Annotated in this window: 16 protein-coding genes; 10 read left to right on the plus strand and 6 right to left on the minus strand. The window is 65.4% G+C overall.

Annotation, left to right across the window (positions count from 1 at the left end; genetic code table 11):
• Positions 1–25: 25 nt before the first annotated feature.
• Positions 26–1,150 (minus strand): MFS transporter, encoded by a 1,125-nt coding sequence (locus B3E94_RS03255; protein ID WP_286912335.1) that lies wholly within the window; start codon positions 1,148–1,150, stop codon positions 26–28.
• Between the two features lie 324 nt (positions 1,151–1,474).
• On the opposite strand from B3E94_RS03255, the gene mexE reads away from it, so the two are divergent.
• The 5 genes from mexE to B3E94_RS03280 all read left to right on the plus strand — a co-directional run bounded on the left by mexE (position 1,475) and on the right by B3E94_RS03280 (position 10,267).
• The gene (mexE, locus tag B3E94_RS03260; protein WP_176516381.1) at positions 1,475–2,716 is read left to right on the plus strand and encodes a multidrug efflux RND transporter periplasmic adaptor subunit MexE; all 1,242 of its coding nucleotides are present in this window, start codon (positions 1,475–1,477) and stop codon (positions 2,714–2,716) included.
• Positions 2,717–2,728: 12 nt separating this feature from the next.
• Complete coding sequence (locus B3E94_RS03265) at positions 2,729–5,908, plus strand: efflux RND transporter permease subunit (RefSeq protein ID WP_176516379.1); 3,180 nt, start codon at positions 2,729–2,731, stop codon at positions 5,906–5,908.
• Entirely contained in the window at positions 5,905–7,320 is a 1,416-nt protein-coding gene (locus B3E94_RS03270; protein ID WP_286912312.1) for an efflux transporter outer membrane subunit, read from the plus strand. Before B3E94_RS03265 ends, B3E94_RS03270 begins: the two co-directional genes overlap by 4 nt.
• A 185-nt stretch (positions 7,321–7,505) precedes the next feature.
• The gene (locus tag B3E94_RS03275; protein WP_286912313.1) at positions 7,506–8,561 is read left to right on the plus strand and encodes a tetratricopeptide repeat protein; all 1,056 of its coding nucleotides are present in this window, start codon (positions 7,506–7,508) and stop codon (positions 8,559–8,561) included.
• A 101-nt stretch (positions 8,562–8,662) separates the two neighbouring features.
• Positions 8,663–10,267 carry a response regulator gene (locus B3E94_RS03280; protein ID WP_286912314.1) on the plus strand — a complete coding sequence of 535 codons (1,605 nt, stop codon included), beginning with the start codon at positions 8,663–8,665 and terminating at the stop codon, positions 10,265–10,267.
• 6 nt (positions 10,268–10,273) lie between these two features.
• Here the strand turns inward: B3E94_RS03280 and B3E94_RS03285 are convergent, their stop codons facing one another.
• On the minus strand, positions 10,274–12,262 hold the full coding sequence (locus tag B3E94_RS03285) for a hybrid sensor histidine kinase/response regulator (protein WP_286912315.1): 1,989 nt from the start codon (positions 12,260–12,262) through the stop codon (positions 10,274–10,276).
• Between the two features lie 240 nt (positions 12,263–12,502).
• On the opposite strand from B3E94_RS03285, the gene B3E94_RS03290 reads away from it, so the two are divergent.
• Entirely contained in the window at positions 12,503–13,186 is a 684-nt protein-coding gene (locus tag B3E94_RS03290; protein ID WP_286912317.1) for a type 1 glutamine amidotransferase domain-containing protein, read from the plus strand.
• Between the two features lie 136 nt (positions 13,187–13,322).
• Positions 13,323–14,126, plus strand: coding sequence for a CSS-motif domain-containing protein (locus tag B3E94_RS03295; RefSeq protein WP_286912318.1), 804 nt, complete (start codon positions 13,323–13,325; stop codon positions 14,124–14,126).
• A gap of 27 nt (positions 14,127–14,153) precedes the next feature.
• On the opposite strand, the gene hppD is transcribed toward B3E94_RS03295, so the two are convergent.
• The gene (gene hppD, locus B3E94_RS03300) at positions 14,154–15,230 is read right to left on the minus strand and encodes a 4-hydroxyphenylpyruvate dioxygenase (RefSeq protein WP_286912320.1); all 1,077 of its coding nucleotides are present in this window, start codon (positions 15,228–15,230) and stop codon (positions 14,154–14,156) included.
• Positions 15,231–15,532: 302 nt separating this feature from the next.
• On the opposite strand from hppD, the gene B3E94_RS03305 reads away from it, so the two are divergent.
• A complete protein-coding gene (locus B3E94_RS03305) occupies positions 15,533–17,119 on the plus strand; it encodes an EAL domain-containing protein (protein WP_286912321.1) in 1,587 nt (528 codons plus the stop codon).
• 33 nt (positions 17,120–17,152) lie between these two features.
• Complete coding sequence (gene rarD / locus B3E94_RS03310; protein WP_286912322.1) at positions 17,153–18,040, plus strand: EamA family transporter RarD; 888 nt, start codon at positions 17,153–17,155, stop codon at positions 18,038–18,040.
• Here rarD and B3E94_RS03315 read toward each other — a convergent pair.
• Positions 18,003–19,574, minus strand: a complete 1,572-nt coding sequence (locus B3E94_RS03315) for a TerC family protein (protein WP_236235780.1) — start codon at positions 19,572–19,574, stop codon at positions 18,003–18,005. The two genes, rarD and B3E94_RS03315, sit on opposite strands and share 38 nt — an antisense overlap.
• A 260-nt stretch (positions 19,575–19,834) precedes the next feature.
• Here B3E94_RS03315 and B3E94_RS03320 point away from each other — a divergent pair, with 260 nt between their 5' ends.
• Positions 19,835–20,416, plus strand: coding sequence for a LysE family translocator (locus tag B3E94_RS03320; RefSeq protein ID WP_286912323.1), 582 nt, complete (start codon positions 19,835–19,837; stop codon positions 20,414–20,416).
• A 135-nt stretch (positions 20,417–20,551) separates the two neighbouring features.
• Here B3E94_RS03320 and B3E94_RS03325 read toward each other — a convergent pair whose 3' ends face one another.
• A complete protein-coding gene (locus B3E94_RS03325) occupies positions 20,552–21,334 on the minus strand; it encodes an AraC family transcriptional regulator (RefSeq protein WP_286912324.1) in 783 nt (260 codons plus the stop codon).
• 10 nt (positions 21,335–21,344) lie between these two features.
• Positions 21,345–21,887, minus strand: coding sequence for a helix-turn-helix domain-containing protein (locus B3E94_RS03330; RefSeq protein WP_236193311.1), 543 nt, complete (start codon positions 21,885–21,887; stop codon positions 21,345–21,347).
• Positions 21,888–22,037 lie beyond the last annotated feature (150 nt).

The raw sequence follows: 22,037 nt of genomic DNA on the forward strand, positions 1-22,037 counted from the left end.
GTCGCCAGCCTCTGCCACGAGGCTTTCAGCGCAGGCTGGCGCGCACCTTGCGCATCACCGCCAGCACCAGGCCGACATTGGCCAGCGCCAGCAGGCACAGGGTCACCAGCACGCCCATCGCGCCAAAGTGCTCGAACAGGTAGCCGCCCACCAATGGCGTCAGCGCCTGGCCGATCAACGAGGGCCGCGACATGCGCCCCATCAGCAGCACGTACTGCGCCGGCGGCATCATCGCCAGGGGCAGCAAGCCCCGCACGATCGCCCGCAAGCCATTGCCGCAGCCGAACACCAGCAGGCCCACGGCCGTGGCTGCCGGCACCAGCGTCACCAGCAGCAGGCCAACCAGCACCAGGCTCACCCAGGCCAGCGCCGTCCAGATCGGGTGGCGCTTGCCCGCCAAGATCTGCAGCACCCGCGAGGCCACCTGGCTGGGGCCGAGCATCGCCGCCAGGCCGATCGCCGCCGGCAGCGAATGGCCCAGGCCTTGGAGCACCGCCACCAGTTGCACGGCGATGGCCGTCATGATGATTGCGCCGATGGCGAACAGGCTGGTCAGCAGCAGGTAGAGCGAGCGCTCGACCTCGGGCGCATCGGCGTTCTGCTGCTGCCGGCGTACTTCCACCCGCCCGCCCGCCGGCAGCACCCGCCAGTACAGCGGCGCCACCACCACGATCAGCAGCAGTGCGTAGCACACGCAGGTCACCCGCCAGCCCAGGTGCTCGATGGCCAGCGCAACGAGCGGCCAGGACAAGGTCGAGGCGAAACCGGCGATCAGGGTGATGCCGGTGATGGCCTTGCCGGCGCCCTCCCCGTACAACCCACCGAGGGTGGCGAACAGGGCTTCGTAGAGCCCCATGGCCATGCCCACGCCGATCACCGCCCAGGCCAGCAGGAACAGCGCCAGGTTGTGGCTGGCCGCCATGATCAGCAGGCCCACGGCAACCACCGCGCCGCTGGCGGCCATTTGCGGGCGGCCGCCGTAGCGCGCGGTCAGGCGGCTGCTCAAGGGGGCCAGCAGGGCCGAGACCATCAGGCTCAGCGACAGGGCGCCGTAGACCCATTGGCTGGGCCAGCCGGTGTCGCGGCTGATGGGGTCGGCCATGACGGCCATGAGGAAGAACGAACCGCCCCAGACCAGGATCTGCAGCACGCCCAGGGCGACGATGGCGAGGGGGCTGGGGAATTTTGCGGTGGGGGTCACGGTTGCGGCCTTAGGTCACTTGGGGTGTCTGTGCCGGCCCTTTCGCGGGCAAGCCCGCTCCCACAGGTTCAGCTCAGCCTGAAGGGGTAGAGAAACCTGTGGGAGCCGGCTTGCCGGCGATGGGGCCCAGGCAGGCACCCTACCATGCTCGCCATCGATGAAATATGCCGACATATCATTGCCCGTGATAATAACCTTCGCTGCGTTCGATTCGTGCGTCACGCGCAAGACACTCACACTCCGCCCACTACTAATATCTTGGCGGAGTTCTCCATGGACCACTCACTCAAACCCTTGCGCTTTCCCCTCGCTGCCCTGGCAGTGGTGGTGCTCAGCGCTTGCGGCCGAACCCCAGACGCTGTGCAGGCTCCCGCCGCGCCAAAGGTCAGCGTGGCCAAGGTGATCGAGCAGCCGATCAATGAATGGGACGAGTTCACCGGCCGCCTCGAAGCCCCGGAAACCGTCGAAGTGCGCCCACGGGTCTCCGGCCAGATCGACCTGGTGGGCTTCACCGAAGGCGCCCAGGTCAAGAAAGGCGACCTGCTGTTCCAGATCGACCCGCGCCCGTTCCAGGCTGAAGTGCGCCGCCTCGAAGCCCAGCTGCAACAAGCCAAGGCCACCGCCGTGCGCAGCGCCAACGAAGCCCGCCGTGGCGAGCGCCTGCGCGACAGCAACGCGATCTCCGCCGAGCTTGCCGAGTCGCGCAGCAGCGCCGCCGCCGAGGCCCGTGCCGGGGTCGATGCGATCCAGGCGCAGCTCGACCTGGCCCGCCTGAACCTCAGCTTCACCCGCGTCACCTCGCCCATCAGCGGCCGTGTCAGCCGCGCCGAGTACACCGCCGGCAACATCGTCAGCGCCGATGTCACGCCGCTGACCAGCGTGGTTTCCACCGACAAGGTCTACGCCTACTTCGACGCCGACGAGCGCGTGTACCTCAAGTACACCCAGCTGGCGCGCGACGGCCAGCGCGGCCAGAGCACCCCGGTGTACCTGGGCCTGACCAGCGAAACCGGCAACCCGCACCTGGGCCAGATGAACTTCGTCGACAACCAGGTCAACCCGCGCACCGGCACCATCCGTGGCCGCGCCGTGTTCGACAACCGCGACGGCCAGTTCACCCCCGGCCTGTACGCGCGCCTGAAACTGGTCGGCAGCGCCCAGTACGACGCCATGCTGATCAACGATGAAGCGGTCGGCACCGACCTTGGCAAGAAGTTCGTGCTGGTGATGGACAAGGACAACAAGGCGACCTACCGCGCCGTGGAACTGGGGCCGAAACTCGAAGGCCTGCGCATCGTGCGCAGTGGCCTGGCCAAGGACGACCGCATCGTGGTCAAGGGCCTGCAGCGGGTTCGCCCAGGCTCGCCGGTGACCCCGGAAGAAACGCCGATGGCCAGCGAACAGACCCTCGCCGCGCTTGCCCAGCAGCGCCAGGCCCTGGAAGCCAGCAACAGCGCGCAGAACGTAGCGGGCTCCACTGAGAAAGTCGCCAGCGCCCAGGCGCCACGCGGTTAAGGGACCACACCGATGAACTTTTCGAAATTCTTCATTACCCGGCCGATCTTCGCTGCCGTGCTGTCGCTGGTGCTGCTGATCGCAGGCTCGATCTCGCTGTTCCAGCTGCCGATCAGCGAATACCCGGAAGTCGTGCCGCCCACCGTGGTGGTGCGCGCCAACTTCCCCGGCGCCAACCCCAAGGTCATCGGCGAAACCGTCGCCGCGCCCCTGGAGCAGGCCATCACCGGGGTCGAGAACATGCTCTACATGTCCTCGCAGTCCACCGCCGACGGCAAGCTGACCCTGACCATCACCTTCGCCCTGGGCACTGACCTGGACAACGCGCAGGTGCAGGTGCAGAACCGCGTCACCCGCACCCAGCCCAAGCTGCCCGAAGAAGTGACGCGCATCGGTATCACCGTCGACAAGGCCTCGCCCGACCTGACCATGGTCGTGCACCTGACCTCGCCGGACAACCGCTACGACATGCTCTACCTGTCCAACTACGCCATCCTCAACATCAAGGATGAGCTGGCGCGCCTGGGCGGCGTGGGCGATGTGCAGCTGTTCGGCATGGGCGACTACTCGCTGCGCGTGTGGCTCGACCCGAACAAGACCGCTTCGCGCAACCTCACCGCCAGTGACGTGGTCGCTGCCATCCGCGAGCAGAACCGCCAGGTTGCCGCCGGCCAGCTGGGCGCCCCGCCCGCCCCGGGTTCGACCAGCTTCCAGCTGTCGATCAACACCCAGGGCCGCCTGGTCAACGAGGAAGAGTTCGAGAACATCATCATCCGTGCCGGTGCCGATGGCGAAATCACCCGCCTCAAGGACATCGCCCGGGTCGAGCTGGGCTCCAGCCAGTACGCCCTGCGTTCGCTGCTGAACAACCAGCCGGCGGTCGCCATCCCGATCTTCCAGCGCCCAGGCTCCAATGCCATCGAGATCTCCGACGAAGTGCGGGCGAAGATGGCCGAGCTGAAGAAGGACTTCCCTGAAGGGATGGACTACAGCATCGTCTACGACCCGACCATCTTCGTGCGCGGCTCCATCGAAGCGGTGGTGCACACCCTGTTCGAAGCCCTGGTGCTGGTGGTGCTGGTGGTGATCCTGTTCCTGCAGACCTGGCGCGCCTCGATCATCCCGCTGCTGGCGGTGCCGGTGTCGCTGATCGGTACCTTTGCGGTGATGCACCTGTTCGGCTTCTCGCTCAACGCGCTGTCGCTGTTCGGGTTGGTACTGGCCATCGGTATCGTGGTGGACGACGCCATCGTCGTGGTGGAGAACGTCGAGCGCAACATCGGGCTGGGCCTGAAACCGCTGGAGGCCACGCAAAAGGCCATGAGCGAGGTGACCGGGCCGATCATCGCCACGGCGCTGGTGCTGTGCGCCGTGTTCGTGCCGGCGGCGTTCATTTCCGGCCTGACCGGGCAGTTCTACAAGCAGTTCGCCCTGACCATCGCCATCTCCACCGTGATCTCGGCGTTCAACTCGCTGACCCTGTCGCCGGCCCTGGCTGCCGTGCTGCTCAAGGACCACCATGCGCCCAAGGACCGTTTCTCGCGGTTCCTCGACAAGCTGCTGGGCAGCTGGCTGTTCGCCCCGTTCAACCGCTTCTTCGACCGTGCCAGCCACCGTTATGTGGGCGGCGTGCGCCGGGTCATCCGCTCCAGCGGCATTGCCCTGTTCGTCTATGCCGGGCTGATGGGCCTGACCTACCTGGGCTTCTCGTCCACCCCGACCGGTTTCGTGCCGGCCCAGGACAAGCAGTACCTGGTGGCCTTCGCCCAGCTGCCTGACGCGGCCAGCCTCGACCGTACCGAGGCGGTGATCAAGCGCATGAGCGAAATTGCCCTGAAGCAGCCTGGCGTTGCCGACTCGGTGGCCTTCCCGGGCCTGTCGATCAACGGCTTCACCAACAGCCCCAACAGCGGCATCGTGTTCACCCCGCTCAAGCCGTTCGACGAACGCAAGGACCCGAGCCAGTCGGCTGCCGCCATTGCCGCCGCGCTCAATGCCCAGTTCGCCGACATCCAGGACGCCTACATCGCGATCTTCCCACCGCCGCCGGTACAGGGCCTGGGCACCATCGGCGGCTTCCGCCTGCAGATCGAGGACCGCGGCAACCTGGGCTACGAAGCGCTGTACAAGGAAACCCAGAACATCATCGCCAAGAGCCACAACGTGCCGGAGCTGGCGGGCCTGTTCACCAGCTACCAGGTCAACGTGCCGCAGGTCGATGCCGCCATCGACCGGGAGAAAGCCAAGACCCACGGCGTGGCCATCACCGATATCTTCGACACCCTGCAGGTCTACCTGGGCTCGCTGTACACCAACGACTTCAACCGCTTTGGCCGCACCTACCAGGTCAACGTCCAGGCCGAGCAGCAGTTCCGCCTCGATGCCGAGCAGATCGGCCAGCTGAAGGTGCGCAACAACCAGGGCGAGATGATCCCGCTGGCGACCTTCCTCAAGGTCAGCGACACCTCCGGGCCTGACCGGGTGATGCACTACAACGGCTTCATCACCGCGGAAATCAATGGCGCGGCGGCACCGGGCTACAGCTCCGGGCAGGCCGAGGCGGCCATCGAGAAACTGCTCAAGGAGGAACTGCCCAACGGCATGACCTTCGAATGGACCGACCTGACCTACCAGCAGATCCTCTCCGGCAACACCGCCCTGCTGGTGTTCCCGCTCTGCGTGCTGCTGGCGTTCCTGGTGCTGGCGGCCCAGTACGAGAGCTGGAGCCTGCCGCTGGCGGTGATCCTGATCGTGCCGATGACCCTGCTGTCGGCCATTACCGGGGTGATCGTCTCCGGTGGCGACAACAACATCTTCACCCAGATCGGCCTGATCGTGCTGGTGGGCCTGGCGTGCAAGAACGCGATCCTGATCGTCGAGTTCGCCAAGGACGAGCAAGCCAAGGGCCTCGACCCGCTGGCTGCGGTGCTGGAAGCCTGCCGCCTGCGCCTGCGGCCGATCCTGATGACCTCGATCGCCTTCATCATGGGTGTGGTACCGCTGGTGTTCTCCTCCGGTGCAGGCTCTGAAATGCGCCATGCCATGGGTGTGGCGGTGTTCTCGGGGATGATCGGCGTGACCGTGTTCGGGCTGTTCCTGACCCCTGTGTTCTTCTTCCTGATCCGCCGTTTCGTCGAGCGTCGCCAGGCCCGCAAGGCCGAACGCGTTCAATCGCTGGAGAGCCATGCATGAACCTGCTCAAACCCCTGACCCCGAGCCTGCTGGCCCTGGCCTTGGCGGCCTGTGCGGTGGGCCCTGACTACCAGGCGCCAGCCACCGAGCCTGCCCAGGTGGACACCGCGCTGCAGGCCAAGGCCTTCGACCGCAGCCGCTTCGAGAGCGTGTGGTGGAAGCAGTTCGACGACCCGGTACTGAACCAGCTGGTGCAGGCATCGCTGGAGGGCAACCGCGACCTGCGCGTGGCCTTTGCCCGGCTCAAGTCGGCGCGGGCGATCCGCGATGACGCCGCCAACGACCAGTTGCCGGTGGTCACCAGCCGCGCCAGCAGCGAAATCGGCAAGGGCCAGGTCCCGGGCCAGACCGACCAGCGGGTCAACAGCGAGCGCTACGACCTGGGCCTGGACATGGCCTGGGAGCTCGACCTGTTCGGCCGCATCCAGCGCCAGATCGAAGCCAGCGATGCCCAGGCGGCGGCGGCCCAGGCCGACCTTCAGCAGTTGCAGGTGAGCCTGATCGCCGAGCTGGTGGATGCCTACGGCCAGCTGCGCGGGGCGCAGTTGCGCGAGAAGATCGCCGTGGCCAACCTCAAGACCCAGCAAGAGTCGCGCACCATCACCGTGACCCTGCGCGATGCCGGGGTCGGCAACGAACTCGACGTGGTGCGCGCCGATGCGCGCCTGGCCGGGGTCGAAGCCACCGTGCCGCAGCTGCAGGCCGAACAGGCGCGGGCGCGCCATCGCATCGCCACCCTGCTCGGCCAGCGCCCGGACGCGCTGAGCGTGGACCTTTCGCCCAAGGCCCTGCCGGCAATTGCCAAGGCCCTGCCGGTGGGCGACCCCGGCGAGCTGCTGCGCCGCCGCCCGGACATCCGCAGCGCCGAGCGCCAGCTGGCAGCGGCCACCGCCAACGTTGGCGTGGCCACCGCCGACCTGTTCCCGCGGGTGAGCCTCAGCGGCTTCCTCGGCTTTACCGCCGCACGCGGCTCGCAGATCGGCTCCTCGGCCGCCAATGCCTGGGCCCTCGGCCCGAGCATCACCTGGGCAGCCTTCGACTTGGGCAGCGTGCGCGCCCGCCTGCGCGGCGCCAAGGCGGATGCCGAAGGGGCACTGGCCAACTATGAACAGCAGGTGCTGCTGGCCCTGGAAGAATCGGCCAACGCCTTCAGCGACTACGACAAGACCCAGCAGCGGCTGTTGTCGCTGATGCGCCAGAGCGACGCCAGCCGCAAGGCCGCGGAGCTGGCCTCGGTGCGCTACCGCGAAGGCACGGTGGACTACCTGGTGCTGCTCGATGCCGAACGCGAACGCCTGAGCGCCGAAGACGCCCAGGCGGTGGGTGAAGTGGAGCTGTATCGCGGCATCGTGTCGATCTACAAGGCACTGGGTGGCGGCTGGCAGCCCGAGACGGTTGCCAGCGTGCGCTGAGACTTGAATTAGCAACGACTCCTTTGGTTGGTCTCTCCCAACCCTTTGCCCCGCAGGCCTTGGCCCGCGGGGCTTTTTTTATGGTGGCCGCGCCGGCGACAAGGCCGGTGCAGACACGCCAACGGTGCTTGCAGCCCACGGCATTCTGCCCCAAGCTCTCCCTTCCCACCGCCATGGACCGCACGATGCCCAGACGTCACCGCTACCTGATCGCCTTGCTGCTGCTGATCCTGGTATCGGGCACCATCGGCTACCTGCGCCGGGACACGCCACCGGCCCCCCAGACGCTGCCGCCGCACAGCTATGGCAAGGCCCTGCGCATGGCCCACGAAGGCCAGCCGGGCGCTGCGCGGGTGCTGTACCAGCAGTTGCAACGCGACGACCTGGCGCCGATCCGCCGCGCTGCGCTGTTCGCCGAACTTCCCGACTACCCTTCCCCGCAAGCGCTGAAGCTGGCCCGTGCCGGGCTGGAAGACGACGAGCCGCTGGTGCGCCGCGCGGCCATTGCCAGCATCCAGCGCCTGGTCCCGGCGCCGCAGCGCAGCCTGGTGCTGGGGCCGCTGCTGGACGATGACGAACAAAGCGTGCGTTTTGCTGCGGTCGATGCCCTGCTGGGCCTGGACCCCGACGCCATCGGCCTGTACTTCGGCCCGTTGCAGGCGGCGCTCGAGCAATATCAGCAGGCGCTCGAGCAGCAGCCCGACGATGCCGAGGCGCAGGTGCACCTGGCGCGCCTGTACCTGCACGAGAACGACTACACCCAAGCCGCCACGGCCCTGCAGCGTGCCCTGGCGCTGGCACCGGACAGCCCCGACGCGCTGGCGACCCAGGTGCGCCTGCTCGAGCGCCAGGGCCAGCACGACCAATCCCGGCAGATCCTCGCCAAAGCCCTGGCCTTGCGCCCCGATTCGGCGTTTCTGCAAAACCAGCTGGGCCTCTGGCTGATCCGCCACGACCAGCGCGAGTACGCCCTGCTGGCGCTGTCGCGGGCGGTCGAGCTGGAGCCGGACAACGCCGATTACCGCTACACCCTGGCGGTGACCCTGCACGACCTGGAGCAAACCGATGCGGCGCAAAAGCAGCTGGAAACCCTGCTCAGCCGGCAACCGGCCAACCGCGCGGCGCGGGTGCTGCTGATCCAGTACTGGAAGGAGACCGGGCAGCTGCAGAACGTCCAGGTGCTGCTGGCGGAACTGGAGCGTTTGAACCCGGATGATCCGTTCCTGCAACAGGGCCTGTAGTTTGCGTTGAACCCTTGGCAAGGGGCTGTGGTCCAGTGGGTATCGGACACCTGGTGGCATGACCCGGATCGGCCCTGCCCATTAGTCAAAGGAGATATGCATTGGCCAGTTCTGTGTCACTGGACGAACGTGCCGTGATCCTGGCGCCCACGCAGCTCGCCACGGATACTTCGCGGCTGCTGGCGGCCGCCGGCGTGCAGAGCCAGTGCGCACATGACATGGCCAACCTGCAGAGCTGCCTGGCTGAGGGCGCGGGGCTGGCAATCATCGCGGAAAACACGCTGGACGACGGCCCCGGCGCGCTGCTGCAGCGGTTCATCGAGCAGCAGCCCAAATGGTCGGACCTGCCGATCGTGATGCTCACCGCCACCGCCACCACTGCTACCACGCCCGCCAACCACCCGCTGGGCAACCTCACCTTGCTGGTCATGCCCTTCGCCGAAGCGCAACTGCTGCAACTGGCCCAGACCGCCCTGCGCATGCGCCGGCGCCAGTACCTGGCACGCGACCAGCTGGCTGACCTGCAGCAGCGCCTGGACCAGCACGACGATACCGAGCAACGCGAAACCCAGGCCCGGCACCAGGCGCGCAAGATGGATGCAATCGGCCAGTTGGCAGGCGGCGTGGCGCACGATTTCAACAACCTGCTCACCAGCATTGGCGGCAGTTTCGAGCTGATCGACCGGCGCTTGAAACAGGGGCGCAGCGAGGGCCTGGAGAGTGTGCTGGGCATGGGCCAGCAGGCGGTGTCACGCGCCGCCCGGCTCACCCACCGGCTGCTGGCGTTTTCTGCCCGCCAGTCGCTGAACAGCCAATGCATCGAACTGCCCGAACTGCTGCAGACGCCGCACCTGGAGGCGGTGCTGGCGGGCAAGGCAACCCTGCAATTGAAGCTGGCGCGCGATCTCTGGCCGGTGCAGGCCGACCAGGTGCAATTGCAGGAGGCCATCGACAACCTGCTGCAGAACGCCTGTGAAGCCATGCCCAGTGGTGGCGTGCTGCGCATCGAGGCGCGCAACCGCCACATCACCGCGCAGCAGTTGCCCGGCAGCGGCCTGGCCAGCGGCGATTACGCTTGCCTGAGCATCATCGACGAAGGCCAGGGCATGTCGCAAAGCACGCTGGAGCGGGCCTTCGAGCCGTTTTTCAGCACCAAGCCGGTTGGCCAGGGCATCGGCCTGGGCCTGTCGATGGTGTATGGCTTCAGCAAGCAGTCCCATGGCCATGTGATGCTGCACAGCCAGATCGGCCAAGGTACCCGGGTCGATCTGTTCATGCCGCGCCATCATGGCCGGACGCCGGTCGAAAAAGCCCCGCCTGCACCGACAACGCAGACCAAGGGGCGCAACGTGCTGTTGGTCGAAGACGACCCCCACGTGCGCCAGTTGCTCTGCCAGACCCTGCAGGAGGACGGTTTCCCTTGCCACAGCGCCTGCAATGCCAGCGAAGCGCTGCAGGTACTGCGCTCCAGCGAAACGATCGACCTGCTGGTCAGCGACGTGGGCTTGCCGGGCATGAACGGTCGGCAACTGGCTGAAATCGCCCGCACCTTGCGGCCACGCTTGCCGGTGCTGTTCATCACCGGCTACGCCGAAACGGCCACGGCCCGTGAAGGGTTTCTCGCCCCAGGCATGCAGCTGATCTGCAAACCGTTCGAACTCAGGCAGTTGCAGCTGCAGGTGGCGCAGATGCTCGGCCGCCGTTGAGCCGCATCACTCGGTAAGCATGAGCAGCGCCTGATCCGCCAGCTCCTCCAGCGGGAAAGGCTTGAGCAACAACGCCGTGCCGGGCGCATCGAGCAGCTGGGGCTCCAGCGTGGTCTGGGTGTAGCCGGTGATGAACAGGATCTTCTGCTCCGGGTTGATCATGCGCATCGCCCGGGCCACCTGGCGGCCACTGAAGCCACCGGGCAGGCCGATATCGGTGATGACCAGGTCGAAGGGCCCCGCGTGGCGGAACCGCTCCAGTGCCGAATTGGCATCGGTCACATCACAGACCTCGAACCCGCGTTCACGCAGGTATTCGCGCATCAGCATGCGCAGGTTGTTCTCATCGTCCACCAGCAGCAGGCGCTGCCCCTCGGCCAGCCGCGCCGACGGCACGCGCTGGGGAGGCTCTTGGGGAATGCTCTGGCTGCAGCGCGGAAACAGCATGGAAACGGTGGTGCCGGCATCCAGCGCGGATTCGATCCAGATGTAGCCCCCGGACTGGCCAACGAAGCCGTGCACCATCGGCAACCCCAGCCCTGCCCCACGCCCCACCGGCTTGCTGGTGAAAAACGGATCGAACGCCCTGGCCACGTCCTGGGCGCTCATGCCATGCCCGTCGTCGCAGACATGCACGGCGACATAGTCGCCCGGCGCCAGGCCGGCCGGGTCCGGGAAGGCGGTGGCCAGGCGCATGTTGGTGGTACGCACCGTCACATTGCCGCGCTCAAGGCAGGCTTCGCGGGCGTTGGCACACAGGTTGACCAGGGTGCTTTCCAGTTGCGTGATGTCCAGGCACACCGGCCAGGGTTCGACCTCCAGTTGCCACTGCAAGCGCATTTCCGCGCCCAGCACCTGGTGCAGCAAAGGCTCCATGGCGGATAGCTGGCGGTTGATATCCAGCGGTTTCGGCGAAAGCGGCTGGTGGCGGGAAAACGCCAGCAGGCGGTGGGTGAGGGTCATGGCGCGCTGGACCGAATCGCGCGCCAGCTCCACGTAGGTGTCGATCCGCTCCAGGCGCCCCTGGCTCAAGCGCCGCTGCAGCATTTCAAGGCTGCCGCCGATCCCCGACAACAGGTTGTTCATCTCGTGGGCCATGCCGCCGGCCATGTGGCTCACCACCTCCAGTTGCTGGTTGCCGCGCAGCAACGCCTGGGACTGGCGCATCGCCTCTTCGCGGTCATCGGTGATGTCGCGCCCCACGGCGGTGAGCATCGTGCCATCGAACTTGGCCGTCCAGCGGAACGAGCGGTAATGCCCATCCCGATGACGCAGGCGGGTTTCCAGCTGCTCGGCGCCCTGGTCGCGCACGAAGTCGATCACCGCCACTTCCACTTCGGCGCGGTCTGCCGGGTGCACGAGCTGCAGGATCGGGATGTCGTGCACCTCGGCCTGGGTCCAGCCAAGTATGCGCAGCCAGGCGGGGTTGGCCGCCTGCAGGCGCAGGTCGCGGGTAACGCTGATCATGGCGTCGCGCGACAGCTGCCACATGGACTCGCGGTCCACCAGGTAGCGCTGGATCTGCTCTTCGAAGGCCTGCGCCTGCTCGCGCCACTTGCCCAGCGCCTCGACGCTGGCGGTAGTCTCGATGACGGTGTGCAGGAACCCCGCCACTTCTCGGTGGTCGTCGCAGATGGGCGTGTAACTGAAGGCGTACAGCGCCTGGGCGCCGGTGTTGGCGCAGGTGACCCACAGCGGCTGGTCCTCGACGAAGCTGCCCTGGCCTTGCAGGGCTTTGAATACCCATGGCCCGACGTCATTCCAGTTGCTGCTCCACAACGCGTCGAACCCCTTGCCCAACGCATGGCCCGGGCCATGCAGCAACCTCAGATAGGCTGTGTTGTGGATCACCGTGAGGTCGGGGCCCCAAACCACGGCGCTGGGAAACGGCGACATGAGCATCGCATCGACCGCCAGGCGCAACGGCGCCTGCCAGCGTGGCAAGGGGCCCAGGGCGGTTTGCCCCCAATCCTGCGCTGCGATCGACGCGTCCATGCCGAGGGCCGAGTGCGCCACCGGAGGTAATTGAATGCCTGACGCCGAAGCGTTGCGCTCACTGCCTTTAGCGACCAATGTCCTGATTCCACCTTGGCTGAAGATAAACAAGCGATCTGCGCATCAAAAGGTAGCACAGCGCCACTGCCGGCGTGCGGGGTCGAAACCGCAAGCTATGCTCATTAGGTTTTCCCGCGTCATGGCGCGTCTTCCCGTATGACTACAGACCGGAGGGTGGTGATGAGCAAGAAAATTCTCGTGGTGCTGACCAACACTGCCAAGTACCCAGGCCTGAACCGGGCCACCGGGCTGTGGCTCGGTGAGGCCGTGCACTTCGTCGATGTGGTGCAAAAGGCCGGCTACAGCGTTGATTATGTGAGCCCTGAAGGCGGCTATGTACCGGTTGACCCGCACAGCCTGCAGATGGCGCCGGAACTCGATTGGCAGTGGTACGACGACAAGCGCTTCATGAGCCGCCTGGGCGCTTCGCTGTCGCCAGGCAAGGTCAAGGCCGAGGATTACGAGGTCATCTATTACACCGGCGGGCACGGGGTGATGTACGACTTCCCGGACAACCAGGCGTTGCAGGATCTGGCGCGCAAGGTCTACGAAAAGAACGGCATCGTCGCGGCGGTGTGCCACGGCGTGGTGGGGCTTCTGAACATCAAGCTCAGCGACAACACGCTGTTGCTCAAGGACCGGCAAGTCACTGGGTTTTCCAACACCGAGGAGAAACTCGCCGAACTGGACAAGGTGGTGCCGTTTCTGACCGAAAACGAGCTGGGAGCCCGCGGCGGTGCCTACAGCAAGCATGATGACCCTTGGGCGCCTTTCGTGGTCACCGACGGGCGTTTGATCACGGGGCAAAACCCAAAGTCCACGGCGTTGCTGGCAGAAAAGGTGCTGGAGCAGCTCAAGCGATGATGCGTCTTACACGACGATGCCGTGCTTCCCTTGCCAGATACAGCCGCAACTTACAGTAGGCCTACTACGGTTTTCCTAGGCTCTTCTTCCTCAACTGCCCACCACGGGCGGCGTCGAAGCGGAGGGCCGCTGGCCTATGTCAAGAACCACCACGATCGGTCGCTCCATGCTGGAGCTGCTGTTGATCTTGTCTATCAGCTTGATACCTGTCGCCTCGGGGCTGGCGGTGATGGTCTACCAGCAGGACCGCAAACTCGAGGAGAACGCCCGCGTATCCGTGCAGGAAGCGATCTATTCCGTCGACCTGTCGCTGGACAGGTTGCATGCCATTGCCAACAACGCCCTGGCCCTGGCAGGCAAGCCCTGTGCAGAAGCCAAAGTCAGCCTGACCAAGCTGGCCACCGAAACCCAGTACTTGCGTTCGCTCACGCTGGCCGAGGGCGGCGAGGCCTACTGCAGCTCGATGGCGGGTTTTGCCGATGCGCAACTGAGCCAGGCAGGCCCGTCGATGCCGGTGCAACTGGCGTTCATCTCCACCCTGGCGCCAGAAGGCGCCTTGTTGGTGCACCAGGTCGAGCACGAGGCATTCAGCGCCATCGCAACCGCCTATGCCGATCAGCTGCGCAATGAACTTCGAGCGTTCCAGGATGGGCTGACCTTGCTGCTGCAATTTGGTGATGGCTATATCTGGGCTGACGGGGATTCACGCGACCTGTCACGGCCTTCGCAAGCCGAATACTTTCACAGGGGGATGTCGGAAAAGTATGGCTACACCGTCGAGGCTGGCTATGCAGAGGGTTTTTCCGCCAATGAAGCTCGCCAGTCGATGCTCATGGTGCTGCCTTCACTGGTGTTGATCGGCGTGGTCACCGGCTCAGTGATCTATTGGGCCTTGTTCAGGCGCGGCCCGCGCAATGAAAACGCCGCCAACTCGCGTTGACGGCGTTGCTGCAACCTTGCTCGAACCTTACTCGGCGTTCAGCACGCCACGGCGCACCTGATCGCGCTCGATGGACTCGAACAGGGCTTTGAAGTTGCCCTCACCAAAGCCATCGTCACCCTTGCGCTGGATGAACTCGAAGAACACCGGCCCCAGCAGGGTTTCCGAGAAGATCTGCAGCAGCAGGCGCTTGTCGCCGGCCTCGGAAGCCCCATCCAGCAGAATGCCGCGGGCCTGCAGCTGGTCGACCGGCTCACCGTGCCCTGGCAGGCGCTCTTCGAGCATCTCGTAGTAAGTCTGCGGCGGCGCAGTCATGAAGCGCATGCCGTAGCCTTTGAGCGCATCCCAGGTCTTGAGCAGGTCGTCTGTGAGGAAGGCCACGTGCTGGATGCCTTCACCGTTGAACTGCATGAGGAACTCTTCGATCTGCCCCGCGCCCTTGGACGACTCTTCGTTCAGCGGAATGCGGATCATCCCGTCCGGCGCGGTCATGGCCTTGGAGGTCAGGCCGGTGTATTCGCCCTTGATGTCGAAGTAACGGATTTCGCGGAAGTTGAACAGCTTTTCGTAGAACCCGGCCCAGTACGCCATGCGCCCGCGGTAGACGTTGTGGGTCAGGTGGTCGATGATTTTCAGGCCAGCACCCACCGGGTTGCGGTCGACGCCTTCGATGAAGTTGAAATCGATGTCGTAGATCGAGCTGCCCTCTTCGAAGCGGTCGATCAAGTACAGGGGGGCACCACCGATGCCTTTGATGGCCGGCAGGCGCAGCTCCATCGGGCCGGTTTCGATTTCCACCGGCTGGGCACCGAGCTCCAGGGCACGGGCATAGGCTTCATGGGCGTTGCGCACACGGAACGCCATGCCACACACCGACGGGCCATGCTCGGCGGCGAAGTACGAGGCGATGCTCTTGGGTTCGTTGTTGAGGATCAGGTTGATGCCACCCTGACGGTACAGGTGCACATCCTTGGAGCGGTGGGTGGCCACCTTGGTGAAACCGAGTATCTGGAACACCGGCTCCAGAACGCCCGGCGCAGGCGACGCCAGTTCGATGAATTCGAAGCCCATCAGGCCCATTGGATTTTCAAAGATATCAGCCATGTTCGTGTCCTCATCTGCAGCTAAAGATTATTGATTGCGTGGGATGTGGAACGGCGATGGCGGTGAGCACGGGATACCGCGCACGCTGCGGGCGAGGAAGTCACCAATGGTCAGCTTGAACCCAGGATTCGTCATAGGGACCCATTCTCGGCGGGATCGATCCTCCAACAGGGAAGGACCTTATTGTTGTATTCGTAAATCGATTCTACAGTGCGTAAATTCCTTTGTCGCGCATTTGTTCGCCACCTTCACCGACAAACGGCTATCCTCAGCACGTTACCTTTCATGAAGATTAGGCCAGCATGCCCCTTACCGTAAAACGCCCTGCCCGGTGGAGTTGGCGCACCCTCCTCCCCTGGGTGGTCGGCGCATTGCCGCTGGCGTTCGGCCTGATCGTGATGCACTGGCAGGTGGAGCGCGAGCTCGAGGCCAACAGCCAGGCCACCACGCGCCAGGTGGTGGAACAGGTCGAGCACATCCTCGATACCCTCTCCAGCACCGCCCAGGCCCTGCTGCCACTGGCCGGCAGCCCCTGCGAGCAGACCCAGCTGTCGCTGCGTGGCCAGGTCACCCGCAACGCCTACGTGCGCTCGACCAACCTGTTCCAGCACAACAACCTCTATTGCACATCGCTGTTCGGCGAGTTCGACGAGCCGGTCGACGCCCGCGACTACACCGACGGCAGGTTGTGGCTGATGGACGGCAACTCGGTCACCCCAGGCCACGCTTTGCTGGTGTATCGCGCCAGTGAAGGCGAACGTGGCGCCATCGCGACCGTCGATGGCGAGCACCTGGTGACCGCACTGCGCCTGATCGGCCCCGACCAGCAGTTGCAGCTGCGGGTGGGCGATGACTGGATGGGCCAGGACGGCGTGGTGCACCAGGGCCCGTTGCCCACCGCGCCGGTCGCCGAGGTGACGCAAAGCTCCACCCGCTACCCGTTCAGCGTTCACGGCGGCTACAGCGCCGCGACCCCCGGCGAGCTACTGCGCAGCCACTACCCGGCGCTGCTGAGCCTGCTGCTGCTACTGGGTGCGGTGGCCGGCACCGCCTGCCGCTGGCAGATCCGCCGCGCCAACTCGCCGCGCGCCGAACTGCGCCGGGCCCTTGAAGCCGACGAGTTTCTGCCGTACTTCCAGCCCGTGGTGCGCAAGGACGACTACCGCTGGGCCGGCGCCGAGGTATTGATGCGCTGGAACCACCCCCACGAAGGCCTGGTTCGCCCGGATCTGTTCATTCCCTATGCCGAGCACAGCGGCCAGATCGTCGAGATGACCCGGGCGCTGATGCTGCACACCGCACACAGCCTCGCCCCTTACGCCGCGCTGATGGAGGATGGCTTTCACATCGCCATCAACATCACCGCCGACCATTGCCGCGACCTGAACCTGCTCGACGATTGCCGCACCTTCCTGCAGCACTTCCCGCCGGGGCGGGTGGTGCTGACCCTGGAGCTGACCGAACGCAAGCTGATCGAGGCCACGCCGATCACCCTGGAGTTGTTCGAGAAACTGCATGAGATGGGCGTGATGATCGCCCTGGACGACTTCGGCACCGGCCAGTCGAGCCTCAATTACCTGCGCCAGTTCCAGGTCGACTACCTGAAGATCGACCAGAGCTTCGTGGCCATGATCGGTGGCGATGCGCTGTCGCAGCACATTCTGGACAGCATCATCGAGCTGTCGGGCAAGCTGCACCTGGGCCTGGTGGCCGAAGGCGTGGAAAGCGAAGTCCAGCGTGACTACCTGGCCCGCCATGGCGTCGACTTCCAGCAAGGCTACCTGTTCGGTCGGCCCATGCCGGCGGCCGAGTTTCTCCAGGCGCTGGCCAGCCAGCCGGGCGCCGCGCGGTTGCCGCAGGGCGCGCCCCCTGAGATCATGCGCGGCTGATCCACCCGCTCACTCCCCCTATCCGAGGCATTCGTGTCAAAAGGCATTTTCTGTTCGGTCACGGCGTCCTGCCTGTTCGCCGTGATGTACTTCTATACCTCCCTGCTGTCACCGCTCGATGGCGAAGAAATCTTCGGCTGGCGCACCTTGCTGACCCTGCCTTGCCTGACCCTGTTCATGCTGGTGAGTAAGGACTTCAAACGCGTCGGCGAGCTGCTCGCCCGCGTGCGCCGCACGCCCGTCCTGCTGCTGGGCATGGTCGGCACCTCGTGGTTGATGGGTGTGCAGCTGTGGCTGTTTCTCTGGGCGCCGCTGCATGGGCGCAGCCTGGAAGTGTCGATGGGTTACTTCCTGCTGCCGCTGGCGATGGTGCTCACCGGCCGGATGGTGTACGGCGAGCGCCTGTCGCGCCTGCAGAAAGTGGCGGTGAGCTGCGCTGCGCTGGGTGTGGGGCATGAGCTGTACCAGAACGGCAGCTTCGCCTGGGAAACCCTGTTGGTGACGATCGGCTACCCGATCTACTTCGTGCTGCGGCGGCGTTGCCGCACCGACCACCTGGGCGGGCTGTGGTGCGACATGTGCCTGCTACTGCCTTGGGCCCTGTACTTCGTCAGCCAGGGCCCGCTGAGCAGCGCCGACCTGCTGGCACACCCCGGCCTGTACGGCCTGATCCCGCTGCTTGGGGCGATCAGTGCATCGGCCCTGATCGCCTACGTGCTGGCCAGCCGCATGTTGCCGTTCAGCCTGTTCGGCCTGCTCAGCTACGTCGAACCGGTGCTGCTGGTCGGCGTGGCGCTGCTGCTGGGCGAGACCATCGGCCCGGATCAGTGGCTGACCTACCTGCCGATCTGGGCCGCGGTGCTGGTACTGGTGGCCGAAGGCTTCAAGCACCTGATGCGTCAGCGCCGGCGTTCGGTGTAAGGCGCACCTGGCGCACCCGGCGCTCCTCCACCGCCACCACGGTCATGCTCCAGCCGTTCCAGGCCAGGTGGTCGCCGACCACCGGCAGCCGGTCGAGCAGGCTCATCACCAGGCCCGCGAGGGTCTGGTAGTCCTCGGTGGCGCGGGCGACGAAACCGGTACGGGCCTGGACCTGGCTGAGGTTCAGGGCGCCGCTGACGACAAAGCTGCCACCCTCCTCGACAATCTCCGGGCCTTCCACTTCGCTAGCGTCGGGCAGCTCACCGGCGATCGACTCGAGGATGTCGGTCATGGTCAGCAGGCCGGTGAAGTCACCGAACTCGTTGACCACGAAGGCAATGTGCGTCGACTGGCTGCGCATCTGCTCCAGGGCGTTGAGGATGCTGAAGCTCTCCAGCAGGTTCAACGGCGCGCGGGCCATGCGTTCAAGGTCAGGGGCATTGCCCGACAGGTACTCCTTGAGCAACTCCTTCTTGTGCACGAAGCCCAGCGGCTCATCGATGCGGCCCTCGCGAATCAGCGGCAGGCGCGAGTAAGGCGAATGGGCCAGCGCCTCGGTGATCGCCGCCGCCGGCTGCGCCAGGTCGAGCACATCGACCTCGGCACGGGCAGTCATGACGGTACGGATCGGCCGCTCGGCGAGGTTCAGCACGCCGCTGATCATCACCCGCTCGCGGCGGTCGAACAGCACCTGCTCTTCGCCCCCCTCCACCAGGTCGGCAATTTCCTCACCCACCTCGTCGGCTTCCACCCGCCGCCCGCCCAGCAGGCGCAGCACGGCATGGGCGGTGCGCTCACGCAGCGGCCGGTGCTGCTGCAGGCTGCGCTTGCGGCGGGCACGGGCCAGCTGGTTGAACAGCTCGATGAGGATCGAGAAGCCGATCGCCGCGTACAGGTAGCCTTTCGGGATGTGGAAGCCCAGGCCTTCGGCGGTCAGGCTGAAACCGATCATCATCAGGAAGCCCAGGCACAGCATGATGACTGTCGGGTGGGCGTTGACGAAGCGGGTCAGCGGCTTGCTGGCGACGATCATGATGCCGATCGAGAAGATCACCGCGATCATCATCACCGACAGGTGCTCGACCATGCCCACCGCGGTAATCACCGCATCGAGCGAGAACACCGCGTCCAGCACCACGATCTGCGCGACGATCGGCCAGAACGCGGCATGGCGCAAGCCGCCGCTGTTCTGCGTGACGTGGCCTTCGAGGCGTTCGTGCAGCTCCATGGTGGCCTTGAACAGCAGGAACACACCACCGAACAGCATGATCAGGTCGCGGCCAGAGAAACTCTTGCCGAACACCTCGAACAGCGGCGCGGTCAGGGTGACCATCCACGAGATGCTCGCCAGCAGACCCAGGCGCATGATCAATGCCAGGCTCAGGCCGATCACCCGCGCGCGGTCGCGCTGATGCGGCGGCAGCTTGTCGGCCAGGATGGCGATGAACACCAGGTTGTCGATACCCAGCACCAGCTCGAGGACGATAAGCGTCAACAGGCCTAGCCAGGCCGTGGGGTCGGCTAGCCATTCCATTAGCGGGTACTCACGAAGGAAGCGTCACGGGGACGAAGGAAGGATGGCCGGGACGGCCAGGAACTGGGGGGCTCCGCGAAGGTGCTCATGGGGACCTTGATAGCAATTAGGGACGTCGATGCTACAAGCACAGCAGGTTTTTCTGACAGCGCAAAACTATTACAAAACCTGTAACAGGTCATTGGGGGACTTTTCTTCAATACTCCTGGCAGCCCGCGCGGCAGGATGACGGCCATCCATCCCCTGCACGGAGTCAACCGATGAGCCTGTCCCTTTCCATGGCCGCCTTCGCCTTGGCCGCGTCCATATCGCCCGGCCCGGTCAATATCGTAGCCCTGGGCAGCGGGGCGCGCCACGGGCTGCGCGCCAGCCTGGGGCATGTGGCCGGTGCCACGCTGGGGTTCTGCCTGCTGCTGGTGCTGGTGGGGCTGGGGCTGCACGAGCTGCTGCTGCGTTGGCCGTTGCTGGGCGAGGTGCTGCGCTGGGGCGGCGTGGCGTTCTTGTTGTACATGGCCTGGAGGCTGGCTTGCGATAACGGCCAGTTGACGGGCGAGCAGCGCCAGCATCCACCTTCGGCCTGGCAAGGCGCGGCGATGCAGTGGCTGAACCCCAAGGCCTGGCTGGCGGCGGTGGCGGGTGTCGGGGCCTATACCGGGGGCGAGCAACAGTTGCTGTGGTTGTTCACCTGGATCTACGGGCCGATCTGTTTCGTCTCGGTGGCCTGCTGGGCGTGGGCCGGGAGTGTGATTCGCCATTGCTTGAACGAGGCGCGCTACTTGCGGCTGCTCAACCGTAGTCTGGCGGTGTTGCTAGTGGGCAGTGCGGGGTATCTGGTCTATTGATGCTGGCTTTGCCGGCTCTTTCGCGGGCAAGCCCGCTCCCACAGGCACACTGGACTGCCCCAAGGGGTGGATTGGTGGCGCAGTCCACACTGTGGGAGCGGGCTTGCCCCGCGAAAGGGCCATGACGGACAAACCTCAATGCTCGGCATCGCGATAATGCCCAGGCGTCGCCGCCAGATGCTGCTTGAACGCCCGCTGCAGGTGCGCCTGGTCGGCAAACCCCGCCTCCAGCGCCACCTCGGCAATCGCCCTGCCCCTGCGCAATTGCGCCCGCGCATGCTGCACGCGCTGGTCCAGCAGGTAACCATGGGGCGTCAGGCCAAAGCGCTGGGCAAAGGCGCGAATCAGATAGGACCGGGACAGCCCGCTGGCCGCACAGATATCCGCCAGGCTCAACGGGTCCAGGCGGTGTGCCCGAATGAACGCTGCCGCAGTGTCCAGGCGCGGGTGTGCATCGCGCTGCTCTTGCGCCACGGCCTGCAGATAACCGGGCAGGTCATCGAAAAAGCACGCCAACCGCGCTTCCCGGTCGTCGTTCTCGCCATCGAACAAATCGGCAAACAGATGCAGCAGCCGCTGGTACAACGCGGGCGAGGTGCTGCAGGCCTGGGCCGGCAGCGCGAAGCCTTGCGCCCGCAACCACGGCATATCGACAAACAGCATCAGGTACGACCAGCCCTGCCCGGCAATCGGGTTGCAGGTGTGCACCACGCCCGGGTTCATCAATACCGTGGTGCCGGCGCTCACCTCGCGCTGGCTGCCGGCACTCAAGTAGGTGCTACGCCCGCCGGTGATCACGCCGATGGAAAAGCTTTCATGGGAATGGGCCGCATAGCACACCTTGCGCCCATCCCCCACGCGCCGGGCCTCGACAAAGGGCAACGCCGGATCGCGCCAGAACCGCGACACCTCGATCATCGCACAGCCCTCACTCGCCGCTGTCGTGCACCACCACCAGCAACTGCGCCGGGCGCGGGCCGACCGAACGCAGGCGGTGCGGGGTCTGGGCATTGAAATGCAGCGCATCGCCTTGCGCCAGCAACACCCGCTCGTTCATGAAGTCCACCTCCACCTGCCCCTCGTGCACGAACAGAAACTCTTCGCCCTGGTGCTCCTTGAAGGTCGGGTCGCTGAACTCGGTTGGCGGCTGGATCAGAAACGGCAACAGGCTGCGCTGGCCGACCTGGCTGGTCAGCGCCGCATACCCCGGCCCCTGGCCGTCGCCCACCAGCGCCTGGCGCTCGCCCTGGCGCACCAGGCTGTAGCGGCCCTGCCCGGCCTGCTCTTCGGCGAACAGCTCCTCGACATTGACGTTCAGCGCCCGCGCCAGCTTCAGCGCAGCGGCAATCGACGGCGTGTTCAAACCCCGTTCGACCTTGGACAGGTAGCTCTTGGTCATGCCCGCCTTGTCGGCCAGCACCTCAAGCGTGATCCCTAGTTTTTTTCTCAGCAATTTCAATCGGATAGACATGTGCAGCGGTTTTCCCAAACGAACGCACTTGCTCATGACACTTTGTGTCATATAGGATAATTTGTGTCATGTGATTGACCGCCCCTCCACCGACCAAAGTATCGAGGCGGGCAAGCACCGACATCCACCATCACGCCACCGAGGACACAC

It is taken from the genome of Pseudomonas sp. UBA6315 (assembly GCF_002438125.1).
Classification (GTDB): domain Bacteria; phylum Pseudomonadota; class Gammaproteobacteria; order Pseudomonadales; family Pseudomonadaceae; genus Aquipseudomonas; species Aquipseudomonas faucium.

What these genes read in the sequence shown, in the direction of transcription:
- B3E94_RS03290 (WP_286912317.1), top strand. Translation starts at nt 12,503, where the DNA reads ATGAGCAAGAAAATTCTCGTGGTGCTGACCAACACTGCCAAGTACCCA.
- B3E94_RS03325 (WP_286912324.1), bottom strand. Translation starts at nt 21,334, where the DNA reads ATGATCGAGGTGTCGCGGTTCTGGCGCGATCCGGCGTTGCCCTTTGTC.
- B3E94_RS03295 (WP_286912318.1), top strand. Translation starts at nt 13,323, where the DNA reads ATGTCAAGAACCACCACGATCGGTCGCTCCATGCTGGAGCTGCTGTTG.
- B3E94_RS03275 (WP_286912313.1), top strand. Translation starts at nt 7,506, where the DNA reads ATGCCCAGACGTCACCGCTACCTGATCGCCTTGCTGCTGCTGATCCTG.
- B3E94_RS03305 (WP_286912321.1), top strand. Translation starts at nt 15,533, where the DNA reads ATGCCCCTTACCGTAAAACGCCCTGCCCGGTGGAGTTGGCGCACCCTC.
- B3E94_RS03265 (WP_176516379.1), top strand. Translation starts at nt 2,729, where the DNA reads ATGAACTTTTCGAAATTCTTCATTACCCGGCCGATCTTCGCTGCCGTG.
- hppD (WP_286912320.1), bottom strand. Translation starts at nt 15,230, where the DNA reads ATGGCTGATATCTTTGAAAATCCAATGGGCCTGATGGGCTTCGAATTC.
- B3E94_RS03270 (WP_286912312.1), top strand. Translation starts at nt 5,905, where the DNA reads ATGAACCTGCTCAAACCCCTGACCCCGAGCCTGCTGGCCCTGGCCTTG.
- B3E94_RS03330 (WP_236193311.1), bottom strand. Translation starts at nt 21,887, where the DNA reads ATGTCTATCCGATTGAAATTGCTGAGAAAAAAACTAGGGATCACGCTT.
- B3E94_RS03320 (WP_286912323.1), top strand. Translation starts at nt 19,835, where the DNA reads ATGAGCCTGTCCCTTTCCATGGCCGCCTTCGCCTTGGCCGCGTCCATA.
- B3E94_RS03285 (WP_286912315.1), bottom strand. Translation starts at nt 12,262, where the DNA reads ATGGACGCGTCGATCGCAGCGCAGGATTGGGGGCAAACCGCCCTGGGC.
- mexE (WP_176516381.1), top strand. Translation starts at nt 1,475, where the DNA reads ATGGACCACTCACTCAAACCCTTGCGCTTTCCCCTCGCTGCCCTGGCA.
- B3E94_RS03315 (WP_236235780.1), bottom strand. Translation starts at nt 19,574, where the DNA reads ATGGAATGGCTAGCCGACCCCACGGCCTGGCTAGGCCTGTTGACGCTT.